The following is a 20,971-nucleotide window of genomic DNA, read 5'->3' as shown; positions in this document are numbered from 1 at the left end:
CCGCAGATTGGATTAAGCCTAAATTAAATTGAGAGCGCGTCGGCGAGGTGATACAAAGTCAGATCGGGCTTGCGCGGCGTGGCCAACGCTTCGGTGATATCGGTCGCCTGCAACTGTCCGCCCATCGTACCAACCATTTTAGCTCTCTCACCCGCTTTGAGCAGATCGACCGCATAAGCACCCATCTTGCTCGCCAACATCCGGTCAAACGCACTTGGCGACCCCCCGCGCTGAATGTGTCCGAGCACAGTCACCCGCGTTTCCCATCCGGTCAGTTCGCGAATCACTTCACCGATCGCAAACCCTTTGCCCGCTCCTTCAGCTACAAGGATGATCGAATGCTTCTTGCCCCGCGCTGCCCCGCGTTTTAATTTCTCCACAACTTTGATCATGTCATACTTCTCTTCTGGAATCAAAATCGACTCCGCACCAACCGATACGCCTGCTACCAACGCGATATCTCCTGCGTTGCGCCCCATCACTTCGATCACATAGGTGCGCTCATGCGAGGTGGCGGTGTCGCGGATTTTGTCTACCAGATCGATCACCGTGTTGATCGCCGTATCAAAGCCGATTGTAAATTCGGTGCAGGGGATGTCATTGTCGATCGTGCCCGGAATTCCGATTGTCGGCACGCCCATGTCGGACAGCAGTTTGGCTCCACGAAACGAACCATCGCCGCCAATCACGATCAACCCGTCAATCCCATGCTCTTGTACTTGTTGGAACGCTTTCTCACGACCCTGCTCCGTTCGAAATTCGTCCGAACGCGCCGTAAACAGCATCGTTCCGCCACGATGGATGATGTCGCCGACCGAACCGAGATCCATGTCGATGATATCGCCTTGGATCAACCCTTGAAAGCCCCGCTTGATCCCCGCGACTTGCAATCCGTGAAAAATCGCTTTTCGCACCACCGCACGAATCGCCGCATTCATGCCCGGCGCATCACCGCCACTGGTCAACACCCCGATTTTATGCATCTGCTCCACTCTCCCTGCTTCATCAAATGACGAGTAGACCGATTATGTCCCACGGGACAAAATGAGTCCCATATTTGCGTAAAAGGATGTGCCCGTTCTGGAACGAGCACACCTGTGGCTAGTGAACACGTTCCTTCTCTGGTACAGTGTTCACTCCTATTTCTGTCACTATGCAGTTATTCTGCAAAGTGACCCATCTTCTTGAACTTCTGGTAACGCTGTTCGACCAGCACATCGCCCGGCAGCTTGATCAGTTCATGCAAAGCGGCAGCGATCTGCTCCCGAACTGCTGCAATCGTCGCAGCATGATTCTTGTGCGCGCCGCCTTGCGGTTCTGGGATCACACCGTCGATGATGCCAAATTCATGGATGTAGCCTGCGGTGATCTTAAACGTTTCCGCAGCGCGTTGCGCTTGTCCCGAGTCCTTCCAGAGCAGTGCTGCGCCCGCTTCTGGCGAGATGACCGAGTAGATCGCATTCTCCAGCATGTAGACACGGTCGCCAACGCCAAGCGCCAGCGCGCCACCCGAACCGCCTTCACCCGTGACGACACAGATGATGGGAGTGCGCAGACCTGCCATCTCGATCAGGTTGCGCGCCACCGCTTCCGAGATGCCGCGCTCTTCCGACTCGATGCCCGGATACGCTCCAGACGTGTCGATGAAGTTGATGATCGGACGTCCGAATTTCTCCGCCTGTTTCATCAGCCGCAACGCTTTGCGATAGCCTTCCGGAAACGGCATGCCCCAGCGGCGCAGGATATTCTCTTTCGTATCCTTGCCCTTCTGATGGCCGATCACCGTGACCGGAATGTTGTCAAACTTCGCGACGCCGCCGACGATCGCCGGATCATCGCCAAACGTGCGGTCCCCGTGCAGTTCTAAAAAGTTGGTGCACATGCCCCGAATGTAATCGAGCGTGGTGGGACGCTCCGCATGACGGGCGATCTGCGTCCGCTGCCACGGTGAGAGTTCGGTATAGATATTGCCTGCCAGTTGGGAAGCTTTTGCTTCTAACTTGGCAATCTCTTCCGAAAAGTCCAAGCCGCTCTGCTCCGAGAAGGTGCGCAATTCTTTGATTTTCTTATGCAGTTCTAAGAGCGGCTTTTCAAACATGAGCTCATTCGCCACTCGGTACACCTCCATGCAGTTCTAACAGGGTCGAAAGAGTTTGACGCATGTCTTTGCGCGGCACGACCATATCGAGCATGCCGTGTTTGAGCAAAAACTCTGCCGTTTGGAAATCGTCGGGCAGTTTCTGGCGAATCGTCTGTTCGATGATACGACGTCCGGCAAAACCGATCAATGCGCCCGGTTCGGCCAAGTTGATGTCGCCAAGCATCGCAAACGAAGCGGTGACACCGCCCGTTGTCGGATAGGTGTTGACGGCAATGTACAACCCACCCGCTTCGTGAAGTTTGCGCAGTGCAGCAGATGTTTTGGCCATCTGCATCAGCGAGTAAATCCCCTCTTGCATGCGTGCACCGCCAGACGCGGTGAAGATGATGAGCGGATAACGTTTGGAAAGCGCCGCTTCGATCGCCCGGGTCAGTTTCTCCCCGACGACAGAGCCCATCGAGCCCATGAAATAGGTCGAATCCATGATGCCGATGATCACCGGATAGCCGCCGATCGTGCCTTCACCCGTCACAACCGCTTCCTTCATGCCCGTCTTATTCTGCTCACGCTCTACTTTTGCCGGATAGTCCGGGAACTTGAGCGGGTCAACAGCTGTCATCCCGGCGTCGTACTCAAAGAAACGGCCATCGTCAAGCGTGGCCTTGATCCGTTCTTCCGCGTTCATCGTATAGTGATAGTCACACTTCGGGCAGGTCTTGAGGTTCTTCTCCAATTCCTTTGTGAAGGTCATCTCACCACAGCGCTTACACTTTGACATGAGACCTTCTGGGACAGAAATATCAGGTTGCTTGGTCCGCCCCAGCCGCTCTGCCACGTCGGCAGAGGTCAAGGTTGCATATCGTTGCTTCTTTATATGAAAAATGTCCTTCAACGCCACATTTTCACCTCATTCTATGATTCGCGATGTGAGGAATGGAGAATGTCTTTTAAGACTTCTTGCACTTCTTCCAATTCTGTCTCGGGAACCAAAATCTCAAATTGCTGCTTAGCTGCGTTAGTCTGGCGGAGTTTGACCAGGAAGCTTTCTTCCGTAAGCTTGTCCTTGATCCGCTCGGCCGTCTTCGAGTTAGGCGCAATATAGATGACAGTCCACATACGAGAGATCCTCCCTGCTACGTCCGCAATTTTGGATTAATCATAGCATACGGGCAGGGAGCACAGCAACTGAGCGATATTGACTGTTTTACTCACTTTTTGTCAGTCGTGCGGTGCGTTCCATCACTTCGTCAGGCGAGACAAACAGTTGAGCGACTCCGGTATCCATCGCCGCTTTGGCGACCGCTTTGGCCACGCTTGGCGCCACCCGCGAATCGAACGGTCTGGGAATCACGTAGTCGGAGGACAGCTCATGCGGCTGAATCAGATCAGCGATCGCATAGGCGGCAGCAATTTTCATCTCTTCGTTGATCATCGTGGCCCGCACATCGAGCGCGCCGCGGAAAATACCGGGGAAGGCCAATACGTTATTGACTTGATTCGGGTAGTCTGAACGGCCTGTCCCAACGACTTTCGCACCCGCTTCCATCGCTTCATCAGGGCGAATCTCCGGGTCGGGGTTCGCCATGGCGAAGATGATCGGGTCGCGGTTCATCGAGCGCACCATGTCCGGAGTGACCGCATCAGCGACCGAAACGCCGATGAAAACGTCAGCTCCGACCAATACCTCTTCGAGCGTGCCGGTGACGCGCTCGCGGTTGGTATTTTTTGCAATCATCTCTTTGACCGGGTTCATACCCTCGACGCGGCCCTCATAGATCGCGCCTTTCGTGTCACACATGACCACATGCTTGACACCCATCGAGAGCAAGAGCTTGATGATCGCAATACCAGCCGCACCCGCGCCGTTGGCTACGACTTTGATATCCTGCATCCGCTTATCGACCACTTTCAGCGCATTGATCAGGCCAGCGAGCGTGACGATCGCCGTGCCGTGCTGATCATCGTGAAAGACGGGGATGTTCAGCTCTTCTTTGAGCCGTTGTTCAATCACAAAACAGGCCGGAGCGGCAATATCTTCGAGATTGATACCGCCAAACGTCGGTTCGAGCAGTTTGACGGTGCGGATGATGTCTTCCACATCGGTCGTGTTCAGACAGATCGGCACCGCATCTACGCCAGCGAACGCTTTGAACAGAACCGCTTTCCCTTCCATAACAGGCAATGCCGCATGCGGCCCGATATTGCCAAGGCCGAGCACAGCAGTTCCGTCGCTGACGACGGCAACAAAGTTTCCTTTGGCTGTATAATCGTAAACGCGCTCAGGCGTCTTGTGAATCTCTTTACAGGGCTCAGCGACCCCCGGGCTATAAGCCAAACTGAGGTCACGGGCGTTGCTTACAGGCACCTTCGCGGTGACGGCAAGCTTGCCCTGGTGAACTCGGTGTAGTTCAAGTGCATCTTCACGCAACGACACGGGATTCCACTCCTTTTCCGTGCCCCGCCAACAAAGGAAAAATTGGGCAGGGTCAAGCATCAAATTTATTATATCATGTCGCTGAGTTCTCTTTCTACCAAACAGTCACTTACGAAGTAAGCCGGATTAAGATTTGGCAGATCGGTGAGCGATGCGGGCAGAGGCAGCCGCTGCAACGCCTGCAACCAAATCATCGAGGAACACATGGACACCATTACTCTTGTTATTAAGTTTCGAGATGATACCTATTTTTTCCTTGTCTAAATACCCGAAGGAAGTAAGCCCGATCGAACCGTATACGTTGGTGATCGAGAGGGCGAGTATTTCATCGACGCCATACAGCGGCTCATCCGTATTGAGAATGCGCTGTAAAGGTTCGGGCAACGCATCCTGCTCGGCCAGTTCGTCTAAGGCGATCCCGGTGTACAGGGCGTACTGCACTTCGCGCTTTTCGAGCACGTGCAGAACGCTGGTGACACAAGGCTCTCGCTTCAGATCGGGATGATAAGGTTTTTGAAGAGTATACACGATATCGGCAATATCGTCGATGGTGACTCCGCGACGTTTTAACAGTTCAATCATCTCACGCGCCATCTGGGTACAACCTCCCTGCAGATAAGAGAAGATAATTACATCGTATGTGCAGGTGCCCACGAGGTTGCTTACTTTTTGCGCATTTTTTCGACGACCGCCCCACGCCCCAAAATCTGTTCCACCGCCGCCACAAACTCCGGCGTCATCGCCACCGCATAGCGCTCCGACAGTGCTCGCGCCTTGCGCGACGCGGTGTAGAACAAAAGGACGGGCAACGTTCCTGAATGCTTGGTGATCACCTGCTGCAGAGCGGCCAGCCTCGCTTCATCCTCCGGGCGGATGCGAACGTAGACGACCACCCGCTCTTGCGCGGCAACTGGCGAGCGCGTCCCGTCTTGTGGCGGGTGGCCCGCAAATGTCGGACTTGCAGGTTGTGTGAGCGACGGCTCTTCCGGTTCGAGCACTTTCAATCGATCTGCGATGATCTTCCCTTCTTCTCCCCGCAGTTGAAGCCGACCGCGAATGGCGATCACTTCAGCTTCAAGCATCGACTCAGCTCGCTTAAACACCTCCGGAAAAAGGACGACTTCGACAATGCCTGTGCTGTCCTCGACCTCTAAAAACGCCATGCGGGCACCTTTTTTGGTCTGGATCTTCTTCACCGTGCGAAGCATGCCGCAGACGGTGACGATCGCACCGTCCGGCGTTTCGACAAGCTCGATCACCCGCTTATCGGCGAGCTGCTCCATCTGGCGGCGATAGGGGGTCAGCGGTGATCCGCTCACATACAGGCCGAGCAATTCCTTCTCCATCTCCAGCCGCTCACGTGCCGAATAGTCACTCGTCGCTGGCAGAACAAACTCTCGCTTTTGCTCCGTCTGCCCTTCGATCAGCCCGAACAGACTGATCTGACTGTCATCATGCTCCTTTTGTTTCACGCGCCCTTGCTCCACCGCTTCTTCCAGCGCCAACAACATCGCCCGCCGATTGCCATGCAGTTCGTCAAAACATCCGGCGCGAATCAGCGATTCGATCGCTTTTTTGTTGCACGACCTGGCATCGACCCGCTCACAAAAATCGACCAGATTCAGAAACGGCTTTTTGCGTCGCGTCTGCACCAAAGATTGAATCGCCGCCACACCGACATTTTTGATCGCCAGCAGGCCGAAACGTATTTTGCCATCCTCCACCGTGAAACGGTATGTGCTCTTGTTGACATCGGGAGGGAGCACCTCGATGTTCATCCGTTTCGAATCATCCACATACTGCGCGACCTTGCGTGACGACATCATCACGCTGGTCAGCAGTGCCGCCATGTAGGCGGCCGGATGATTCGCTTTCAAATAACAGGTTTGATAGGCCAGCACCGCATAGGCAGCCGCGTGCGCGCGGTTAAATCCATAGTCGGCAAAGCGCACGATCAAATCGTACACCTCATGGGCCAATTGCTCCGCATAGCCTTTTTGCAAACAGCCGTCCACAAAAATCGCTCGCTGTTCATCGAGCACATCCCGCTTCTTCTTGCCGACCGCTCGGCGCAGCAGATCGGCCTGCCCAAGCGAAAAGCCAGCCATCGTCGAAGCGATCTGCATAATCTGTTCCTGATAGACGATCACGCCGTACGTATCCGCCAAGATCCCCTGCAGATCGGGATGCGGATAGCGCACCGCGATCTCGCCGTGCTTTGCTTTGATAAAGGTAGGGATATTCTCCATCGGACCCGGTCGGTACAGCGAGATCACCGCAATGATATCTTCAAACGAAGAAGGACGAAGTTCGCGCAGCACATGTTTGACACCGCTCGATTCCAACTGAAAACAGCCATCCGTATCACCCCGGCACAACAGTTCGAACGTCTTGGGATCGTCCATTTCCATCTGGGCAAAGGAGATCGTCCGCCCCTCTGTCTTTTCCACGATCTCCACCGTCTGATCGATCAAGCTCAGATAGCGCAGGCCGAGAAAATCCATCTTGAGCAGTCCGACATCCTCCAAGACTTCCATCGAATACTGTGTCACCACACCGCCTTCCGCCCCGCGTTGCAACGGGACGTACTCGGTGAGCGGCGCTTTCGAAATCACGACGCCTGCCGCATGAAGCGAGGTGTGGCGGGGCAGTCCTTCCACCTGACGCGCCAGATCGACCAATTTGCGCACTTGTGCGTCCGAGCGGTAAGCGGACTGGAACTCCTCATCGGCAAGCGCTTTCTCGATCGTGATGCCAAGCGCATGCGGCACCAGCTTCGCCGTCTTATCCACCACAGCCTGCGACAGATCGAGGACGCGCCCGACATCGCGGATCGCCGCCCGCGCAGCCATCGTTCCGAACGTGACGATCTGCGCCACGCGGTCGTTGCCATATTTGCGCGTGACATACTCGATCACTTCTCCGCGCCGCTCAAACTCAAAGTCGATATCAATATCGGGCCAGGAAATGCGCTCCGGATTCAAAAAGCGCTGGAACAGCAGATTGAATTTGATCGGATCAACATCTGTGATGCTAAGTACATAGGACACCAAACTCCCCGCCGCCGAACCGCGACCCGGACCGGTCGAGATGCCGTTTTCATGGGCGAATTTCATAAAATCCCAGACGATCAAAAAATAGCCGGAGAAGCCCATCTTCCCGATCACATCTAGCTCATAGCGCAGGCGGTCCCAAACTTCCGGCCCCGGTTGACCATAGCGCATCTGTGCCCCTTGCTCACAGAGATGAGCCAGATAGCTCTGCTCCGTAAACCCTTGCGGCAAATCGAACGCTGGCAGATGCGTCTCGCTCAGGTTCAGCTCGACCTGACAGCGGTCGGCAATGGCTCGCGCATTGTGCAACGCCTCTGGAAAATGGGCAAACAACGCCGACATCTCCGCATCCGATTTTAAGTAATACTGATCGCTCAACAGACGGGGCCGATTGTCCTCCCCCATCGTCCGCCCTTCGCGGATGCAGGCCAGCACATCCTGCACCGGAGCGGCTTCCTGTTGTAGATAGTGCACCGCATTGGTGACCACAAGTGGCAGATCGAGCTTATAGGACAACTGCACCAGATTCTGCAACACCTGCTTCTCTTCGAGAATCCCGTGATCTTGCAATTCCAAATAAAAATTGCCTTTGCCAAAAATCGCCGCATACTCGTTTGCCGCATGTTCAGCCGCCAACAGGTCGCCCTGCAAGATCTTGTGCGCAACCTCGCCCTCCAATCCTGAAGACAGTGCGATCAAGCCCTCGCGATACCGCTTGAGCGCATGCTTATCGGTGCATGGCAGCGTCCCGCCGCTGTCCAGTTGCGCTTCCGACACGAGCTTGAGCAAATTGCGGTACCCGTCCACATTCTCCGCTAACAGCACCAACCGATGCGGTTCTTCCCCGCGCATCGGGCGGTCGCGCAAGTTCCCGCGCGCCACCAGCATCTCACAGCCAAGAATCGGCTTGATGCCAGCCGCCTTGGCCGTTTTATAAAACTCGATCGCCCCGTACATCACACCGAGGTCTGTCATCGCCACCGCATCCATACCCAAAGCCACAGCCCGCTCGACCAGTTCCTCGATCCGGCACAGCCCACGCAGCAAACTATATTCTGTATGTACATTCAGGTGGACGAACCCGTTCATCGTCCAGCCCCCTTTCTATCGATCAAACAGGGATCAAGCGAACAAACATTCTCCCCTTATTATACAAAAAATCCTTCTCCATCATATGACTTTGGAGAAGGATTTTCGTTGCAAATTGATTTTCTGCCCCGCACATTATGTCTGCGGCTTCAATTTCACCTCATACAGATCCAAGCGCCGATCTCGGAGCTGGGTCACACTGCCCGACTTTCGCGTCCTGCGCAGCAGTTCTAAATCGATATCGCCCACGACGATCGTCTCGATGTTCTCACTGCACATGCCGACAATCCCGTCTCGCGGAAAAGAATAGTCGGACGGAGTAAATATCCCCGACTGGGCGTACTGAATGTCCATGTTCTCGACATCGGACAGGTTGCCAACAGTTCCTGAGATCACCGTGTAAACTTGGTTTTCAATGGCTCGGGCCTGCGAGCAGGTGCGCACCCTCAGGTAACCCTGACGGTCTTCCGTGTTGAAAGGCGTAAAGATGATGTTCGCGCCTTTTTGCGTCACGATGCGGGACAACTCAGGGAATTCGATGTCATAGCAGACCAAGATCGCGATCTTCCCACAATCGGTTTCGAACACGCGAATGTCATCGCCTGGTTGCACGCCCCACCATTTCGTTTCATTAGGCGTGATGTGGATTTTGTATTGCCGCTCGATCGTACCATCGCGCCGGAACAGGTAGGCGATGTTGTAGATGTGGTGGTCCTCTTCCACAAAATGCGAGCCGCCAACGATGTTGACATTATATTTGACGGCAAGGTTCGTGAAGAGATGCAGATAATCCTCGGTGTATTCGGTCAGTTTGCGCACCGCAACACTTGGCGTTTTTTCATCCAAAAAGGAAAGGAGCTGCATCGTGAAAATCTCCGGAAACACCGCAAAGTCCGACCCGTAGTTGGACGCTACGTCCACATAATATTCGCACTGCTGGGCAAAGTCATCAAAGCGGTCGATCTTTTTCATCATGTATTGGATCACGCACACCCGCACCGGAAAGGAGGTTTTGAACTGTTTGCGCGTCTGTGGCCAGTAATCGACGTTGTTCCACTCCATCAACGTCGCGTACTGCAAGGACTGTTTGTCATCGTCAAGATAGTGGGTGTTGATCCGCTTTACGGTGAACCCGTTCATCAACTGAAACGTCAAGACGGGATCGTAAATATTGTGCGCCATCACTTCTTCGACATATTGGCGAGGTGACATGTTGTCGGCGTACAGATGGTAGTTCGGGATGCGTCCGCCGATGATGATGCTCTTCAAGTTGAGCTCTTGAGCCAATTTTTTCCGCGCTTCGTAGAGACGGCGCCCAATTTTCATACGGCGATAGTCTGGATGCACCATGACCTCCATGCCGTAGAGATTGAAGCCTTCGCGATCATGGTTGCGGATATAACCATAGTCGGTGATCTCGTTCCACGTGTGCTGGGCGTTGTATTCATTAAAATCGACGATCAAACTGGAACAAGAACCGATGATCTTGCCTTCAAACTCAACACAGAACTGGCCTTCTGAAAAATAGCGCAGGTGACTCGCCAACTGGTCAAGTTTCCAAAGGTCCATATTGGGAAAACAGATCGTTTGCAAAGCGATCAACTCTTCAAAGTCCTCACGCGCGATGTTGCGCAAGATCATCTTTTTCTCAAATTTTGAAAGGTCAATGTCAGACATGCTGTCAATCCTCCCCGTTCAATCGCAAAACGTAATGAAAGTGTGCCGTTTGGATGGGGTTATTATGCCTCAGAATCGGAAATGAAAAAGCCTCCTGCACAAGTTGCACAGGAGGCTTTGCTGCTTCACACTCATTGAATCGGATAGACATCCCAACCATGTTCGCGAATCGCAGTTTCGACTTCAGGACTTTTCGTCAGGTAGAGCGCGTACAAGTGCCAGTCGCTGTCGATCGGAATTTTCACCATTTTCGCTTCTGTCGGGAGCATTTCTTTGTTCCACACTCGATAGCGATAGAGGTCACCCACCGTAAACGCGCTGCGAGTGACATCGCCCATTTCCATCCACGGGTGTCCGATGACAAGGTTGACACCCTGCTCTTTCAAGTAGGAGAGCGTGGTGATCCGGTAATGCCCTGGCTTGTTGCTGTGGTGGTCTCCGTTGCGGGCGATCCAAGCGTCGTTCAAGCCGAGCATGTCGATGGTGCGCAGTTTTGAGTAATACGGGGTAGCGCCTGCTGCGGTGACGGCGATCGTCACGTCACGGCCATTGTAGTCGAACGCTTTGCCGAGCACACGGCCAATCTCATCCCAGTTTTCGCTGGCACTGGTGAGATGGGCATCGAGCGTCGTGCGCGTTTCAATGTTTTTGCGGTAGCTCGCCGTGTCAAACTGATAGGCGTGGCTGATCGAGCCTGCAAGCACGACCAGCACGAGCAACGCTTGCAGCCAGCGCCATTTGACGCATTTAACGATCAGCCAAGCGATCAGAATGTAGGCGGCGGGCAGAATCGGCACGAGAAAGCGGAACTCCATAAAATCTCCGCCGACCTTGACGATATAGCCGAGCCAAAGAAAAGTCAGCACCGCTAAGATCGCCGTGTACACGTTGGTGAAGATCCGCTTGGCAAACACCAGCGCCAACAGCGGGAACGGGAGCAACCAATAGGACAAAAAGAACATGCCGAGAAAGCGGATGCCATTTTTCTCTAGGGCGACTTCGCCCACTTTCGCATAAAAAGTGTTCGGTAAAATATTGCCGTAATAAGACAGTTTCCACAGGAACCACCCGCCGACCAACAGCAAAAATGGCAAGGCCAAAGCGGCAAAATGCAGCGCTTTTTGTGAGCCAGACACGTTGGCGCGGAGCAGGAAAAAGAGGGTCAACGGACCGATGATGATCAGAAACAGGGCCGAATCGAGCCTCGCCATCGCAGCCAGGCTCGCCAGCAGGGAAATCGCAAGGAATGCCAAGATGCCAAAGCGGCGGCGTTTGATGCCCGTCAAAAGGATGTAGAGGATCATCGCGAACAAACTCGTTTGCAACTGCGTTTCCAACCCGCCGGTGGCATACATGCTAAAGGTGTAATTCGTCCCGAGCAAAATGACGGTGAGCAATCCGACCGCTTTTGATTCGAACACTTGGACTGCCGCATGGTAGGTAAAATGGAGCGTCACCAAAAAGAGCAGCAGCCCCGCTGCGTAGGAAAAAGCGATCACATCGATGCCCAGCTTGATCGGTACGGCCATCAGCAAGGTCCATAAAAAGTTGGTATACCCTTCAATCCGCTCTCCCTCGTTCCAGACGAGGCCGAGGCCGGATGCGAAATGATCCGCATAACGAAAGGTGATAAAAGCGTCATCTTGCACAAACCGATTCAGATAAGCCAGCCCCAATAAGAGTAACACCACAAGGAACAGACCCGCCTGATACGGTGATTTCTCTAAGCGAAACGAATCCCGCATCGTACAATCATCTCCTAAAATCTATCAGAAAGCCAAATTCATTATAAGAAACCCCTGTCCATCCGTCTACCTTTCCAGCACCTGTGCCGTATAGAGCGCTTTCCCCATCAGATCGCCACGGCTGGAAATTTCGATGTCCACTTTGCCAAATTTGCGGCCCGAATCGACGACGGTGGCGCGGACGCTCACAGGGGCGTCGATCTGGATCGGTTTCAAAAAATACACGGAGACGTTCTCCACGACCATATCCGAATTTTTCAGCCTGCGAATGGCAAGCGAACCTGCTTCATTGAGCACAGTCATCAGCACGCCGGGCCCCATCGTGCCCATCTGGTTCGTCATCTGCGGTGTGACCACGCCGGACAGTACCACGCTCCGCCCATCGCCATCTTCTTCTTTAAAGTGGCTCAGGATGATGTCTTGGATCGTCTGCGCCACTTGAGGCTGGTTTTGGATTTGCTGCATCGCACGGATCACGTCCTGCCGTGAGATGACCCCGACCAGCCGCTTGTGATCGACGACGGGGAGCAGTTCAAATCCTTCCCAGACCATCATGTGTGCCGCATAGGCCACCGTCGTCCGCCCGGAGGCGTTGATCGGGTTGCGTGTCATCACCCGCTCGATCGGCTCGTCCAATTTGTGGCCCGTCACGTCCTTGGAGGTCACAATTCCGACCAGCCGCTCGCCGCTGTCCAGCACTGGAAAGCGGGTATGCCCCGTCCCTTCGACCTTCCGATACCACGCTTGCACCGTGTCCCCAATATGTAGCACATCGGGAATCACATGGGTCGGCAAAATATCTTCGACCAACAAGATCTCCTTCTTGATCAAACGGTCATAGATCGCGCGGTTGATCAGCGTCGCGATCGTAAAGGAGTCATACGCTGACGAGATGATCGGCAGTTGGAGTTGATCAGCCAGGATCTTCACTTCATCGGTCGTGTCAAATCCGCCCGTGATCAGCACCGCCGCACCATGCTCCAGCGAAATTTTATGTACCTGCTCGCGGTTGCCGACGATCATCAACGAGTCGCGGTCGATGTAGCGGAGCATCGCATCGACTTCCATCGCACCGATCACAAATTTGCTCAGCGTCTTGTGCAGTCCTTCTTTGCCACCGAGCACCGACCCTTCCACGATGTTGACCACCTCGGCAAACGTCAGACGCTCAATGTTTTTCTTTTGCTTCTTCTCGATGCGCACCGTGCCGACCCGCTCGATCGTCGAGACCAACCCGCGCGTCTCCGCTTCCTTGATCGCGCGATACGCTGTCCCTTCGCTGACCTCCATCACTTTGGCAATCTGGCGGACGGAGATCTTGCTTCCTACTACAAGGTCCTCGATATATAACAATATCTGCTCGTGTTTGGTCGTGCTCATCTATACAGCCTCCGAACTTCTTCCTGATCTAACTGTCTCTCCCGAGAATACTCTCCTATTATAGTACAGCTTACCGAAAAAAAACGCACCCTTTTCGGATGCGTTCTGCTACGACATGAAACGTCGCTGCTTCTTTTGTCTGATCTCGCGTTTGGCTTCGTTAAAATAGCCGCGTTGCAAGTCTCGCATGCCCCGCTGAAGCCAAGCATGGCGCTTCATTTTCCAATCCTGTCGCTCCTTGTCCACTCCGATAAGGTAGTACAGGTTGGAACTGATGATCAACATGGCGAAGCCAAGCCAGACACAAGTAAAAGCACCTTCGAGCGACCCTGTCACATGCGGTACGCGTGGAAGTGCGTAGAACAGCAAGGCAAGACCGATCGTCAAATAGACAAAACTTCTCGTCGTCTGTTTGCGCTGCAAAGCGAACTGCCCCCTTCTCTTCGTACAAGTCCTGTTTGCTACACGATATGCGCGAAGTTTGGGAGGTATGTCAAAGGATCGAAATCCGAAAAAAGACAAAAAAATAGGTGACCACAAACCGCGGGGTCACTTCTGAAAAGGGGGTAATGTCGATTTAGTTCTATCATACGCCAGATATATTACGACATCATTACAAACAGCTTACAAGAGAATGTTTTTTTCATGCAATGGTCGGCCGTATAGCGATCGCGCACCCGTGGGATAGTAACGCTTGTAGTCAGTTATCCTGAATTCTGATGAGGAGGGATCGCTATGTCCGTTCTGAGCAACTTCGATCAATGGAAAGAATTTCTGGGCGACCGTGTGGAACAAGCGGTTGAAGCTGGGATGTCCAACGAGAAAGTCTCCAATGTCGCATTCCGTGTTGGCGAATACCTCGCTGACAAAGTGGACCCGAAAAATGAGCAGGAACGCCTCCTGCAAGAAATGTGGAATGTCAGCAACGAGGAAGATCGCCATGCACTGGCTCGCGTCATGGTCAACCTCGTCGCCAATCACTGATTTGCTAACGAAAAGAGGAGGTGCAACCTGCACCTCCTCTTTTTCACGTTGATTCTCTTTTACACTTCGACCGCTTCGCCCGGCTTGACCACAATACCCTTCAGATCGTACTCTCCTAAACTCGCGACCCATGCTTGTGCATCTTGCGCGAGCAACGGGATCGTATCGAAGTGGATCGGGAAGGTCACGCCTGCTTTGATCCAAGAGGCGGCGATCCGTGCATCTTCCGGACCCATCGTGTAGTTGTCCCCGATCGGCAGCGCGGCGATGTCGATCTTGTTCAGTTCGCCGATCAGCTTCATGTCGCCGAACAACCCGGTATCGCCAGCATGATAGAACGTCTTCCCTGCCATCGTTAACAAAATTCCACCCGGTTGCCCGCCATACATCAAATTCCCGCCTTCCAACTCAAATCCAGAGCCATGAAAAGCTGGCGTCAGTTTGACCCGGCCAAATTCGAATTGAAACGCCCCGCCAGTGCTCATCCCGTGTACTTTCACGCCATACTGCCCCTCCAGATAGGTAGCAATTTCGTGGTTGGCGATGATCTGACAGTCGTTGCGCTTGGCGATCTCCACCGCGTCACCCACATGGTCGCCATGTGCGTGTGTGATCAATACGGCATCAACCTGTACGTCAGACGGCTTTACTGTCGCCTGCGGGTTGCCATTCAAGAACGGGTCGATGATCACTCGTTTTCCTTCTGCTTCCACCAATGTGCACGCATGTCCTAAAAAAGTCACTTTCATCTTTGCACATACCTCTTTTCTCTATACATTTGTCGGCTGTGCGATCACGAGACGCACCGCATCGCCGAGAATTTTATGAATATCGGAGTACATCAGGCCAAATTGATATTCCGCCGCAAGATACTGGCGAGCGGTCTCGTTTGATGTCAGCGCTTCCTGTAGCCGAGCCATCTGCCCAAGATCCTCTTGGGTGATCTCTTCCCCCATCAGTCGGCGCGTCTCCAACTCCCATTGACGACGGCGATAATCATCCAACAGCTTTTTGACAGCCGAGTCTTGGTCTACGCTTTTTTTCAAGAGCTCCAAGAGCTGAAACTCTTGACTGTTCTGCAAGGCGCGGGCCAGCTCATGTGCTTTGTCGTATGGATTCATGCACCTGAAGACCTCCTGTAAAGAATGGATTCATTTTCAATGGTAGCAAAGATACCATTCACAAATCAATATATGCTTTGTAAATTCTGTATATGAGTATTAATATAATTTGCGGCATCCGCCTACATCACAAGCAAAGCTTGTACCAGTCCGATCAAACCGCCAAGCACGCCGCCTAGCAGAGTGATCAAACGCAATTCCTTGTTCACCACCGACACGATCAATTTTTCCAGCGTCGGGATCGGATAGGAGGCCACTTGCTCACGAACGACCTGACGAATCGCCATCGCATCGAGCAGTGCAGGCATCGCCTCGATCAGTTCGCCGCGCAGCCAGCGCCACCCCTTCATGAACAGGCGATCGACCTCTTCAGTACGTTGTATGTAGACCTCGCGCACATTCCATCCGTCCAGTGCGTCCATCAGACGGTGAACGAGCTCGCTGATCGCAGCCTGGTTCGCACCAGCCACGACACCGTTTACGATCATCTCTTTGAACAGCCGCCTCGATGACGCCTCGTCAGAAAGCGCTCGCTCCAACACCACGCCGAGCACCTTGTCCAACAGGTCGGCAAAATCATAGGGCGACATGTGGCTGACGAGGTTTCCGATCGGTTGGCCCCAGAACTTTCCGACCGCCTCGTGCAGGCGCTCGGTGACCAGTTCACGCACCGAAGCGGACACGATGACCGCTTGCAACCGCGGCACGATGTCGCCCGCCACCCGCTCCGGCGACAAAAAGGACACCGCCATCGGGCCGAGCAACGGAATGTTTTTCACCTTGTCCTGCAACATCTCCGAGATCGCAAGCACCACCTGCGGCTCCTCCATCCAAACGGATGCTCCTTCGAGCATCGGCTGGACACTCGCCCGCAAGCGTTCTTCCACGATCGCGCGCGTTCCTTCCGGAAGCGCTTCCTGCCACGTCGTCTGCCCGGTCGCTAGATTGGCGTAGAAGGGGCCTGCAAATCCGTGCGCCAGATCACGGCGCACTTCCGCTTTGGACAGCGCTCCTCGCAGATGGTCGTACAGTCCGTCGGCCAGCCCTTCCAGTTTGCTGCGGCCCGCTTCACTCTGTAGAAAGACCACCGCTTTTTCAACCATCCACTTCCTCGACTTCTCAAGCGCATCGGGCCCGAACAGCTGACGGGCGAGCAGTCCAGCTGTCGGAGCTTTGTTCAAACGCTCTGCCAATCCCTGAATGCCGGCCCGCTTCACCGCATATTCCAAATCGGGTCGGGACAGCGACTTGGCCAGCCCATCGGGTGTCAGCAAATCCTTTTCGACGATCTCACCCAATTTTTCAGCGAGCTCCTGTTGCCGACGCGGGATCAGACCTGGTGTAAACGGCAATCGTTTGCCGAACAACCGCTTTTCGTGCCACGGTCGAAACAGCATGATGATCGCCAACCAGTTGGTGAACAGACCGATCAATGCGCCGACGCCTACCGTGATAAACAGTATCTTCATTGTACGATTAGACCTCCAATCAAAAAGGCCGACACTTGCATGCCGGGCCCTTAAGCCTACTAACCAGTATACCCAGTTTTTACACATCGGGATGCTTTGCTTCTTCAAGTTGAACGGCCAGAAGCATCCTTTTCCACTGCACCATGCACAACGGAACGGAGCAGCCAGGCGCAACTACTCACCGCAGATTGCATCGAGCAACCCTTGTTCCCAGATCGACACTCTGGTCCGAGCGCACTTCTGATGCGACGCTCCAGCCTATCATGTCTCTTACTGCCTATGATAGCACAAATAATAGGCAAATTCTGCATGTAACTGTGTACAGCGAATCTTTTGCTCCTGCTCCAAAATGTTGCGTCCAGGTCGTGCGTTGACATCGAGCAGCCAGATCTTGCCCACCTCGTCGATGCCAAGATCAAGACCTAAGCTGGAGAGGTAGGGCGACTTGTCTGCATACGCGTTGCAGATCGCTACAGACAGTTGGAACAGCTCACGACGGCGGGGCAGTTCGAAATCGTTGTCCTTGGCCCACCGCTTCAACCAGTACCAGGAATGGACAGATCCACCTGCATGATAATTGGAGACGATCGAGCCGGGACTCCCGCGCTTGACGATCAGAGCGACCACCTCCCACTCCCCTTGCTGATTGCGTTGCAAGTGTGTCCGCAAGTCGATTTTCCCTTTGTCGATCCACAGCAGTTCACAGCCTGCCTGCAAAATGTAGCGCTGACGATGCCGTTCCGCCCGGACAAATGCCAGCATCCCCGCTGTGCCAAGCACGCGGGTGAACGAACGCTTGTCTTTGCCATATTTCACGGCCCGCACCAGATAGTTTCCGTCCTCTTGCGTGCGAATCTCGATGATGCCTTGTCCGGCACTGCCAAGCACAGGTTTCAAATAGACGGATTGGTGGCTCTTGAGCAGCGCTTCGAGTTGGGCCGGGTCGGTGAACAGCATCGTCTCGGGATGGTAGTTCCACAAGTTCGGATAGTTGCGAAGCCACGCCGCCAGTTCCGCTTTGTTGCCAAGCCGGGGATTGAACACAGGTGTGCCTCTGTTTTCAAAAAAGCGTCGTGCTCGCTTGAGCGCAGGTGTAGTGCTTAGATGGACAAAAACGTTATCGTAGACCACATCGGGCAGTGGGCACGTGATGCGCCGCCAGACTTTTGTTTCGCCACTGCGTACACACACCACACCGTTCACGCGACCTCGTCGGACATCGAGATCTTCAGGGCGAAACAGACATGTCGTCAGGCCAAGTTCGGAAGCACGTTGCTCCAAAGCCTGCCAAATCGCGCTTGGCATGTAGCCGGAACGACGGCGTTTCCAGTGCTGACGACGAGCGATGGCTGTCGTGATGATCCCGAAGATCGGTCGCTTTTCCTCCTTCATTTCGATCACCTCTCAGGTCCGTTTTTGTACCATGTTATGAAAAAATCGGCGAGCAGGTGCGCAAACTGAGCGCTCCTCTAACCGACTCGCACTGCTGCCCAACATGCCACCAGCAAGCGGGCACGAAAAAAGCCCCCATTCAGGGGGCTACGGTCAAAAGGGCATGCGGTTCAGCCACTGACCACCATCGATGGTGATACAGTCGCCGTTGATATATTCTGCTTGCGGAGAGAAGAGGAAGTAGGCGAGATCGGCGACCTCCTCGACACGCCCGAGCCGCTTGAGCGGGATCGATTCGAGCGTCGCTTGATGCATCTCTTCGGAAAGCAACAGTTTTTCCGCACCGCCCGTCTCCGCGATCGGACCTGGTGCGATCGCATTGACGCGAATGCCATAGCGACTGCCCCACTCGACAGCCAACGTGCGGGTCAACGATTGTACGCCCGCTTTGGCGGCGGCCGAATGAACAACACCTGCTCCAGCCGTCCACGCATAGGTTGCAAGAATGTTCAAAATACTGCCGCGCTGACCGTTTTCAATCCACTCTTTGCCCACCGCCTGCGAGCAGTAGAACGTGCCGTTGAGGACGATGTTGATCACCGAGTTCCAACCGTTGAGCGACAGTTTCTCCGCCGGGCAGATGAAGTTCCCGGCTGCGTTATTGACGAGAAAATCGATCCTGCCAAATTCGGCCTTGGTCTGATCAACCATCTTCTGCACCAATTCCGGATCGCGCACATCCATCTCGACGGTCAGCACCTGACCGTCATACTGCTCGATCTCACGCTTCGTTGCCAACAGTTTCTCTGCCGTCCGTCCCGTGATGACGACTTTCATGCCTTCCTGTGCGAACTTTTTGGCCATCGCTTTGCCCATGCCATTACTGCCGCCTGTGACGATCACCACTTTGTCTTTCACGAAAATTCCTCCTCGCCATCCAGATGACTTTTTATACTGACTAGTTCGACTAAAAACAAAGAAAACCTCTCACAAAACGGAGAGGTTGTTCCAGCCATCCCTTTACTGCAAACAGCCATTCGCGTTTCCAACATTTTATTCGAAAGAGCATGTCGATTTGCCCCGACCTATTCAATCACACTCTCAGCCTGTGTTGCGCATAGACCGGCTCGCCTTACAACAGGCTCAAGAGCACAGCGACCGCTCCGCCAAACAGCGAGGCTGCCAAATTGACCAGATCGTTCGACAAAAAGGGCAGTCCGCGCACTTTTAGTGTCTGCTGTCCGCAATGCTCACGCCGCTCGGTCAGTGCGCCACAGACCGAACATTTGAACATCGCCTGCCAAGTAGCTCCGAGCAATGAATCGAACAGCGATCCTGCCAAGCCCGCAACGCCGCCGATCATCAGCAGTTGCAGCAAGTTCATCTCGCCTTCAGAAACAACTGCTAACCCCCAGGCAACAGCGCCGATCAAAACCCCGCCCAAAAGCGATGCGCTCAGGCCCATGCGGGTGACCCCGCCAGAGGTGCCTGGCGCCACTTGCTTACCAGTCAGCAAAAAGCGGGGTGGCCGCTTGCTCAAACCGCCGACTTCGGTCGCCCACGTATCACTGGTCACCGTCGCCATCACGCCTAAAAACGCATACCACCAGAACGGATGAGGCCACGCCCACGCACCTAAACAAAGCAGGACGGCAAGGCCACCGTTGGCGAACACCTGTCCGGCATCGCGTTGCCCCGTCTTTTCATAGTTCGCTTCCAACTCCGCTTTGGCATGCTGCTTCCACTTGGTCAAAAGCGTCGAGGAGATGAAAAAGAAAATCAAGGTACCAAACCACGGCAAACTGCCGACCCCGTACAAAATCGTGCCAACCACGACCGCAGCCCAAGCCCCCGAGACGGTCAACGACCTTTTGCGATAGGCAAGCAAAGCGATCAGGGCGCTCCCTGCAAATCCGATCAACGCATCCATCTGGCGTTCGCTCCTCCCATGAGACTCGATCCATAATATCATGAAGTTGATAGCCCGTAAGGTTTACCAATCAATTACAACATCTTAGAAATATTGAAAGAAGATATTAAATTTGATACAATAATCTGTAGTGAGCACACTGTCATTCACAAGAGTTCTCCATAAGCCAAGATAACGCTTTCGTGATGGGGAACTCTCAGGTATAGTGATAGATAAGGGAGGGAATGCCTCATGGCTTCGAACATCTTGCGCTATGTACAAGAAGCGAAGGAGAATTTTGACCGAACTGTTGACTGTAAACACACCAAATTTGATGATCTTTACCCGTTCATGTTAGAAGATCCAAACTTCTTTTGGTACAAACGACATGCCGCTTGGTCGCGTTTGCTGATGGCCGTAGAGATTGCGGAACGTGAGGGCCTGGAATGGCGAGATCTGTTCAAACCCCTTCACCAAGCTATGATCGCCAACAAAGTCTTAAACCGCAAAGTGCTCGACTACTGGCTCGAACCGAGCGTCACAGAAGTCGTCGAATTTGAATAGATCGTCGTATACAAGACAAGCCCGCTTCCACGATGGAAGCGGGCTTTTGACTC

The 20,971-nt window shown here is 53.9% G+C and carries 19 protein-coding genes; 2 read left to right on the top strand and 17 right to left on the bottom strand.

Annotated elements, in window-relative coordinates; translation table 11 throughout:
- Positions 1–23 precede the first annotated feature (23 nt).
- The 11 genes from pfkA to CIG75_RS05505 all read right to left on the bottom strand — a co-directional run bounded on the left by pfkA (position 24) and on the right by CIG75_RS05505 (position 13,902).
- Positions 24–983 (bottom strand): 6-phosphofructokinase, encoded by a 960-nt coding sequence (gene pfkA, locus CIG75_RS05555; RefSeq protein WP_094235766.1) that lies wholly within the window; start codon positions 981–983, stop codon positions 24–26.
- 176 nt (positions 984–1,159) lie between these two features.
- A complete protein-coding gene (locus CIG75_RS05550) occupies positions 1,160–2,113 on the bottom strand; it encodes an acetyl-CoA carboxylase carboxyltransferase subunit alpha (RefSeq protein ID WP_094235765.1) in 954 nt (317 codons plus the stop codon).
- Positions 2,103–2,993, bottom strand: coding sequence for an acetyl-CoA carboxylase, carboxyltransferase subunit beta (gene accD, locus CIG75_RS05545; protein WP_265415065.1), 891 nt, complete (start codon positions 2,991–2,993; stop codon positions 2,103–2,105). Before accD ends, CIG75_RS05550 begins: the two co-directional genes overlap by 11 nt.
- Before the next feature lie 20 nt (positions 2,994–3,013).
- Positions 3,014–3,217: a glutamate decarboxylase gene (locus CIG75_RS05540; protein WP_094235763.1), complete on the bottom strand. Its 204-nt coding sequence runs from the start codon at positions 3,215–3,217 to the stop codon at positions 3,014–3,016.
- An 88-nt stretch (positions 3,218–3,305) separates the two neighbouring features.
- Positions 3,306–4,535 carry an NADP-dependent malic enzyme gene (locus CIG75_RS05535; RefSeq protein ID WP_094235762.1) on the bottom strand — a complete coding sequence of 410 codons (1,230 nt, stop codon included), beginning with the start codon at positions 4,533–4,535 and terminating at the stop codon, positions 3,306–3,308.
- Positions 4,536–4,661: 126 nt separating this feature from the next.
- The gene (locus CIG75_RS05530; RefSeq protein WP_094235761.1) at positions 4,662–5,129 is read right to left on the bottom strand and encodes a phosphatidylglycerophosphatase A family protein; all 468 of its coding nucleotides are present in this window, start codon (positions 5,127–5,129) and stop codon (positions 4,662–4,664) included.
- Positions 5,130–5,197: 68 nt separating this feature from the next.
- Positions 5,198–8,677: a DNA polymerase III subunit alpha gene (locus CIG75_RS05525; RefSeq protein ID WP_094235760.1), complete on the bottom strand. Its 3,480-nt coding sequence runs from the start codon at positions 8,675–8,677 to the stop codon at positions 5,198–5,200.
- Between the two features lie 135 nt (positions 8,678–8,812).
- A complete protein-coding gene (locus CIG75_RS05520) occupies positions 8,813–10,354 on the bottom strand; it encodes a bifunctional GNAT family N-acetyltransferase/carbon-nitrogen hydrolase family protein (protein WP_094235759.1) in 1,542 nt (513 codons plus the stop codon).
- A gap of 131 nt (positions 10,355–10,485) precedes the next feature.
- Complete coding sequence (locus tag CIG75_RS05515) at positions 10,486–12,099, bottom strand: hypothetical protein (RefSeq protein WP_094235758.1); 1,614 nt, start codon at positions 12,097–12,099, stop codon at positions 10,486–10,488.
- 66 nt (positions 12,100–12,165) lie between these two features.
- Positions 12,166–13,479, bottom strand: a complete 1,314-nt coding sequence (locus CIG75_RS05510) for a DRTGG domain-containing protein (protein WP_094235757.1) — start codon at positions 13,477–13,479, stop codon at positions 12,166–12,168.
- Positions 13,480–13,587: 108 nt separating this feature from the next.
- A complete protein-coding gene (locus CIG75_RS05505) occupies positions 13,588–13,902 on the bottom strand; it encodes a hypothetical protein (protein ID WP_094235756.1) in 315 nt (104 codons plus the stop codon).
- Positions 13,903–14,214: 312 nt separating this feature from the next.
- On the opposite strand from CIG75_RS05505, the gene CIG75_RS05500 reads away from it, so the two are divergent.
- Positions 14,215–14,463 (top strand): DUF3243 domain-containing protein, encoded by a 249-nt coding sequence (locus tag CIG75_RS05500; RefSeq protein WP_094235755.1) that lies wholly within the window; start codon positions 14,215–14,217, stop codon positions 14,461–14,463.
- Positions 14,464–14,522: 59 nt separating this feature from the next.
- Here the strand turns inward: CIG75_RS05500 and CIG75_RS05495 are convergent, their stop codons facing one another.
- The 6 genes from CIG75_RS05495 to CIG75_RS05470 all read right to left on the bottom strand — a co-directional run bounded on the left by CIG75_RS05495 (position 14,523) and on the right by CIG75_RS05470 (position 20,375).
- Positions 14,523–15,212, bottom strand: coding sequence for a metal-dependent hydrolase (locus CIG75_RS05495; protein ID WP_094235754.1), 690 nt, complete (start codon positions 15,210–15,212; stop codon positions 14,523–14,525).
- Between the two features lie 21 nt (positions 15,213–15,233).
- On the bottom strand, positions 15,234–15,584 hold the full coding sequence (locus CIG75_RS05490) for a YlbF/YmcA family competence regulator (RefSeq protein ID WP_094235753.1): 351 nt from the start codon (positions 15,582–15,584) through the stop codon (positions 15,234–15,236).
- 122 nt (positions 15,585–15,706) lie between these two features.
- The gene (locus CIG75_RS05485; RefSeq protein ID WP_157729406.1) at positions 15,707–17,053 is read right to left on the bottom strand and encodes a DUF445 family protein; all 1,347 of its coding nucleotides are present in this window, start codon (positions 17,051–17,053) and stop codon (positions 15,707–15,709) included.
- A 270-nt stretch (positions 17,054–17,323) separates the two neighbouring features.
- Positions 17,324–18,445 (bottom strand): YheC/YheD family endospore coat-associated protein, encoded by a 1,122-nt coding sequence (locus CIG75_RS05480; RefSeq protein ID WP_094235751.1) that lies wholly within the window; start codon positions 18,443–18,445, stop codon positions 17,324–17,326.
- A gap of 153 nt (positions 18,446–18,598) precedes the next feature.
- Positions 18,599–19,363 carry a 2,4-dienoyl-CoA reductase gene (gene fadH / locus CIG75_RS05475; protein WP_094235750.1) on the bottom strand — a complete coding sequence of 255 codons (765 nt, stop codon included), beginning with the start codon at positions 19,361–19,363 and terminating at the stop codon, positions 18,599–18,601.
- A 214-nt stretch (positions 19,364–19,577) separates the two neighbouring features.
- A complete protein-coding gene (locus CIG75_RS05470; protein WP_094235749.1) occupies positions 19,578–20,375 on the bottom strand; it encodes a DUF92 domain-containing protein in 798 nt (265 codons plus the stop codon).
- A 231-nt stretch (positions 20,376–20,606) separates the two neighbouring features.
- On the opposite strand from CIG75_RS05470, the gene CIG75_RS05465 reads away from it, so the two are divergent.
- On the top strand, positions 20,607–20,918 hold the full coding sequence (locus tag CIG75_RS05465; RefSeq protein ID WP_094235748.1) for a zinc ribbon-containing protein: 312 nt from the start codon (positions 20,607–20,609) through the stop codon (positions 20,916–20,918).
- Positions 20,919–20,971: the final 53 nt, after the last annotated feature.

The sequence above is a fragment of the Tumebacillus algifaecis genome (assembly GCF_002243515.1).
In the GTDB taxonomy this organism is placed as follows: Bacteria; Bacillota; Bacilli; order Tumebacillales; family Tumebacillaceae; genus Tumebacillus_A; species Tumebacillus_A algifaecis.
The sequence above is the reverse complement of the archived record's forward strand: the minus strand, read 5'-3'. Positions and strand labels throughout refer to the sequence as shown.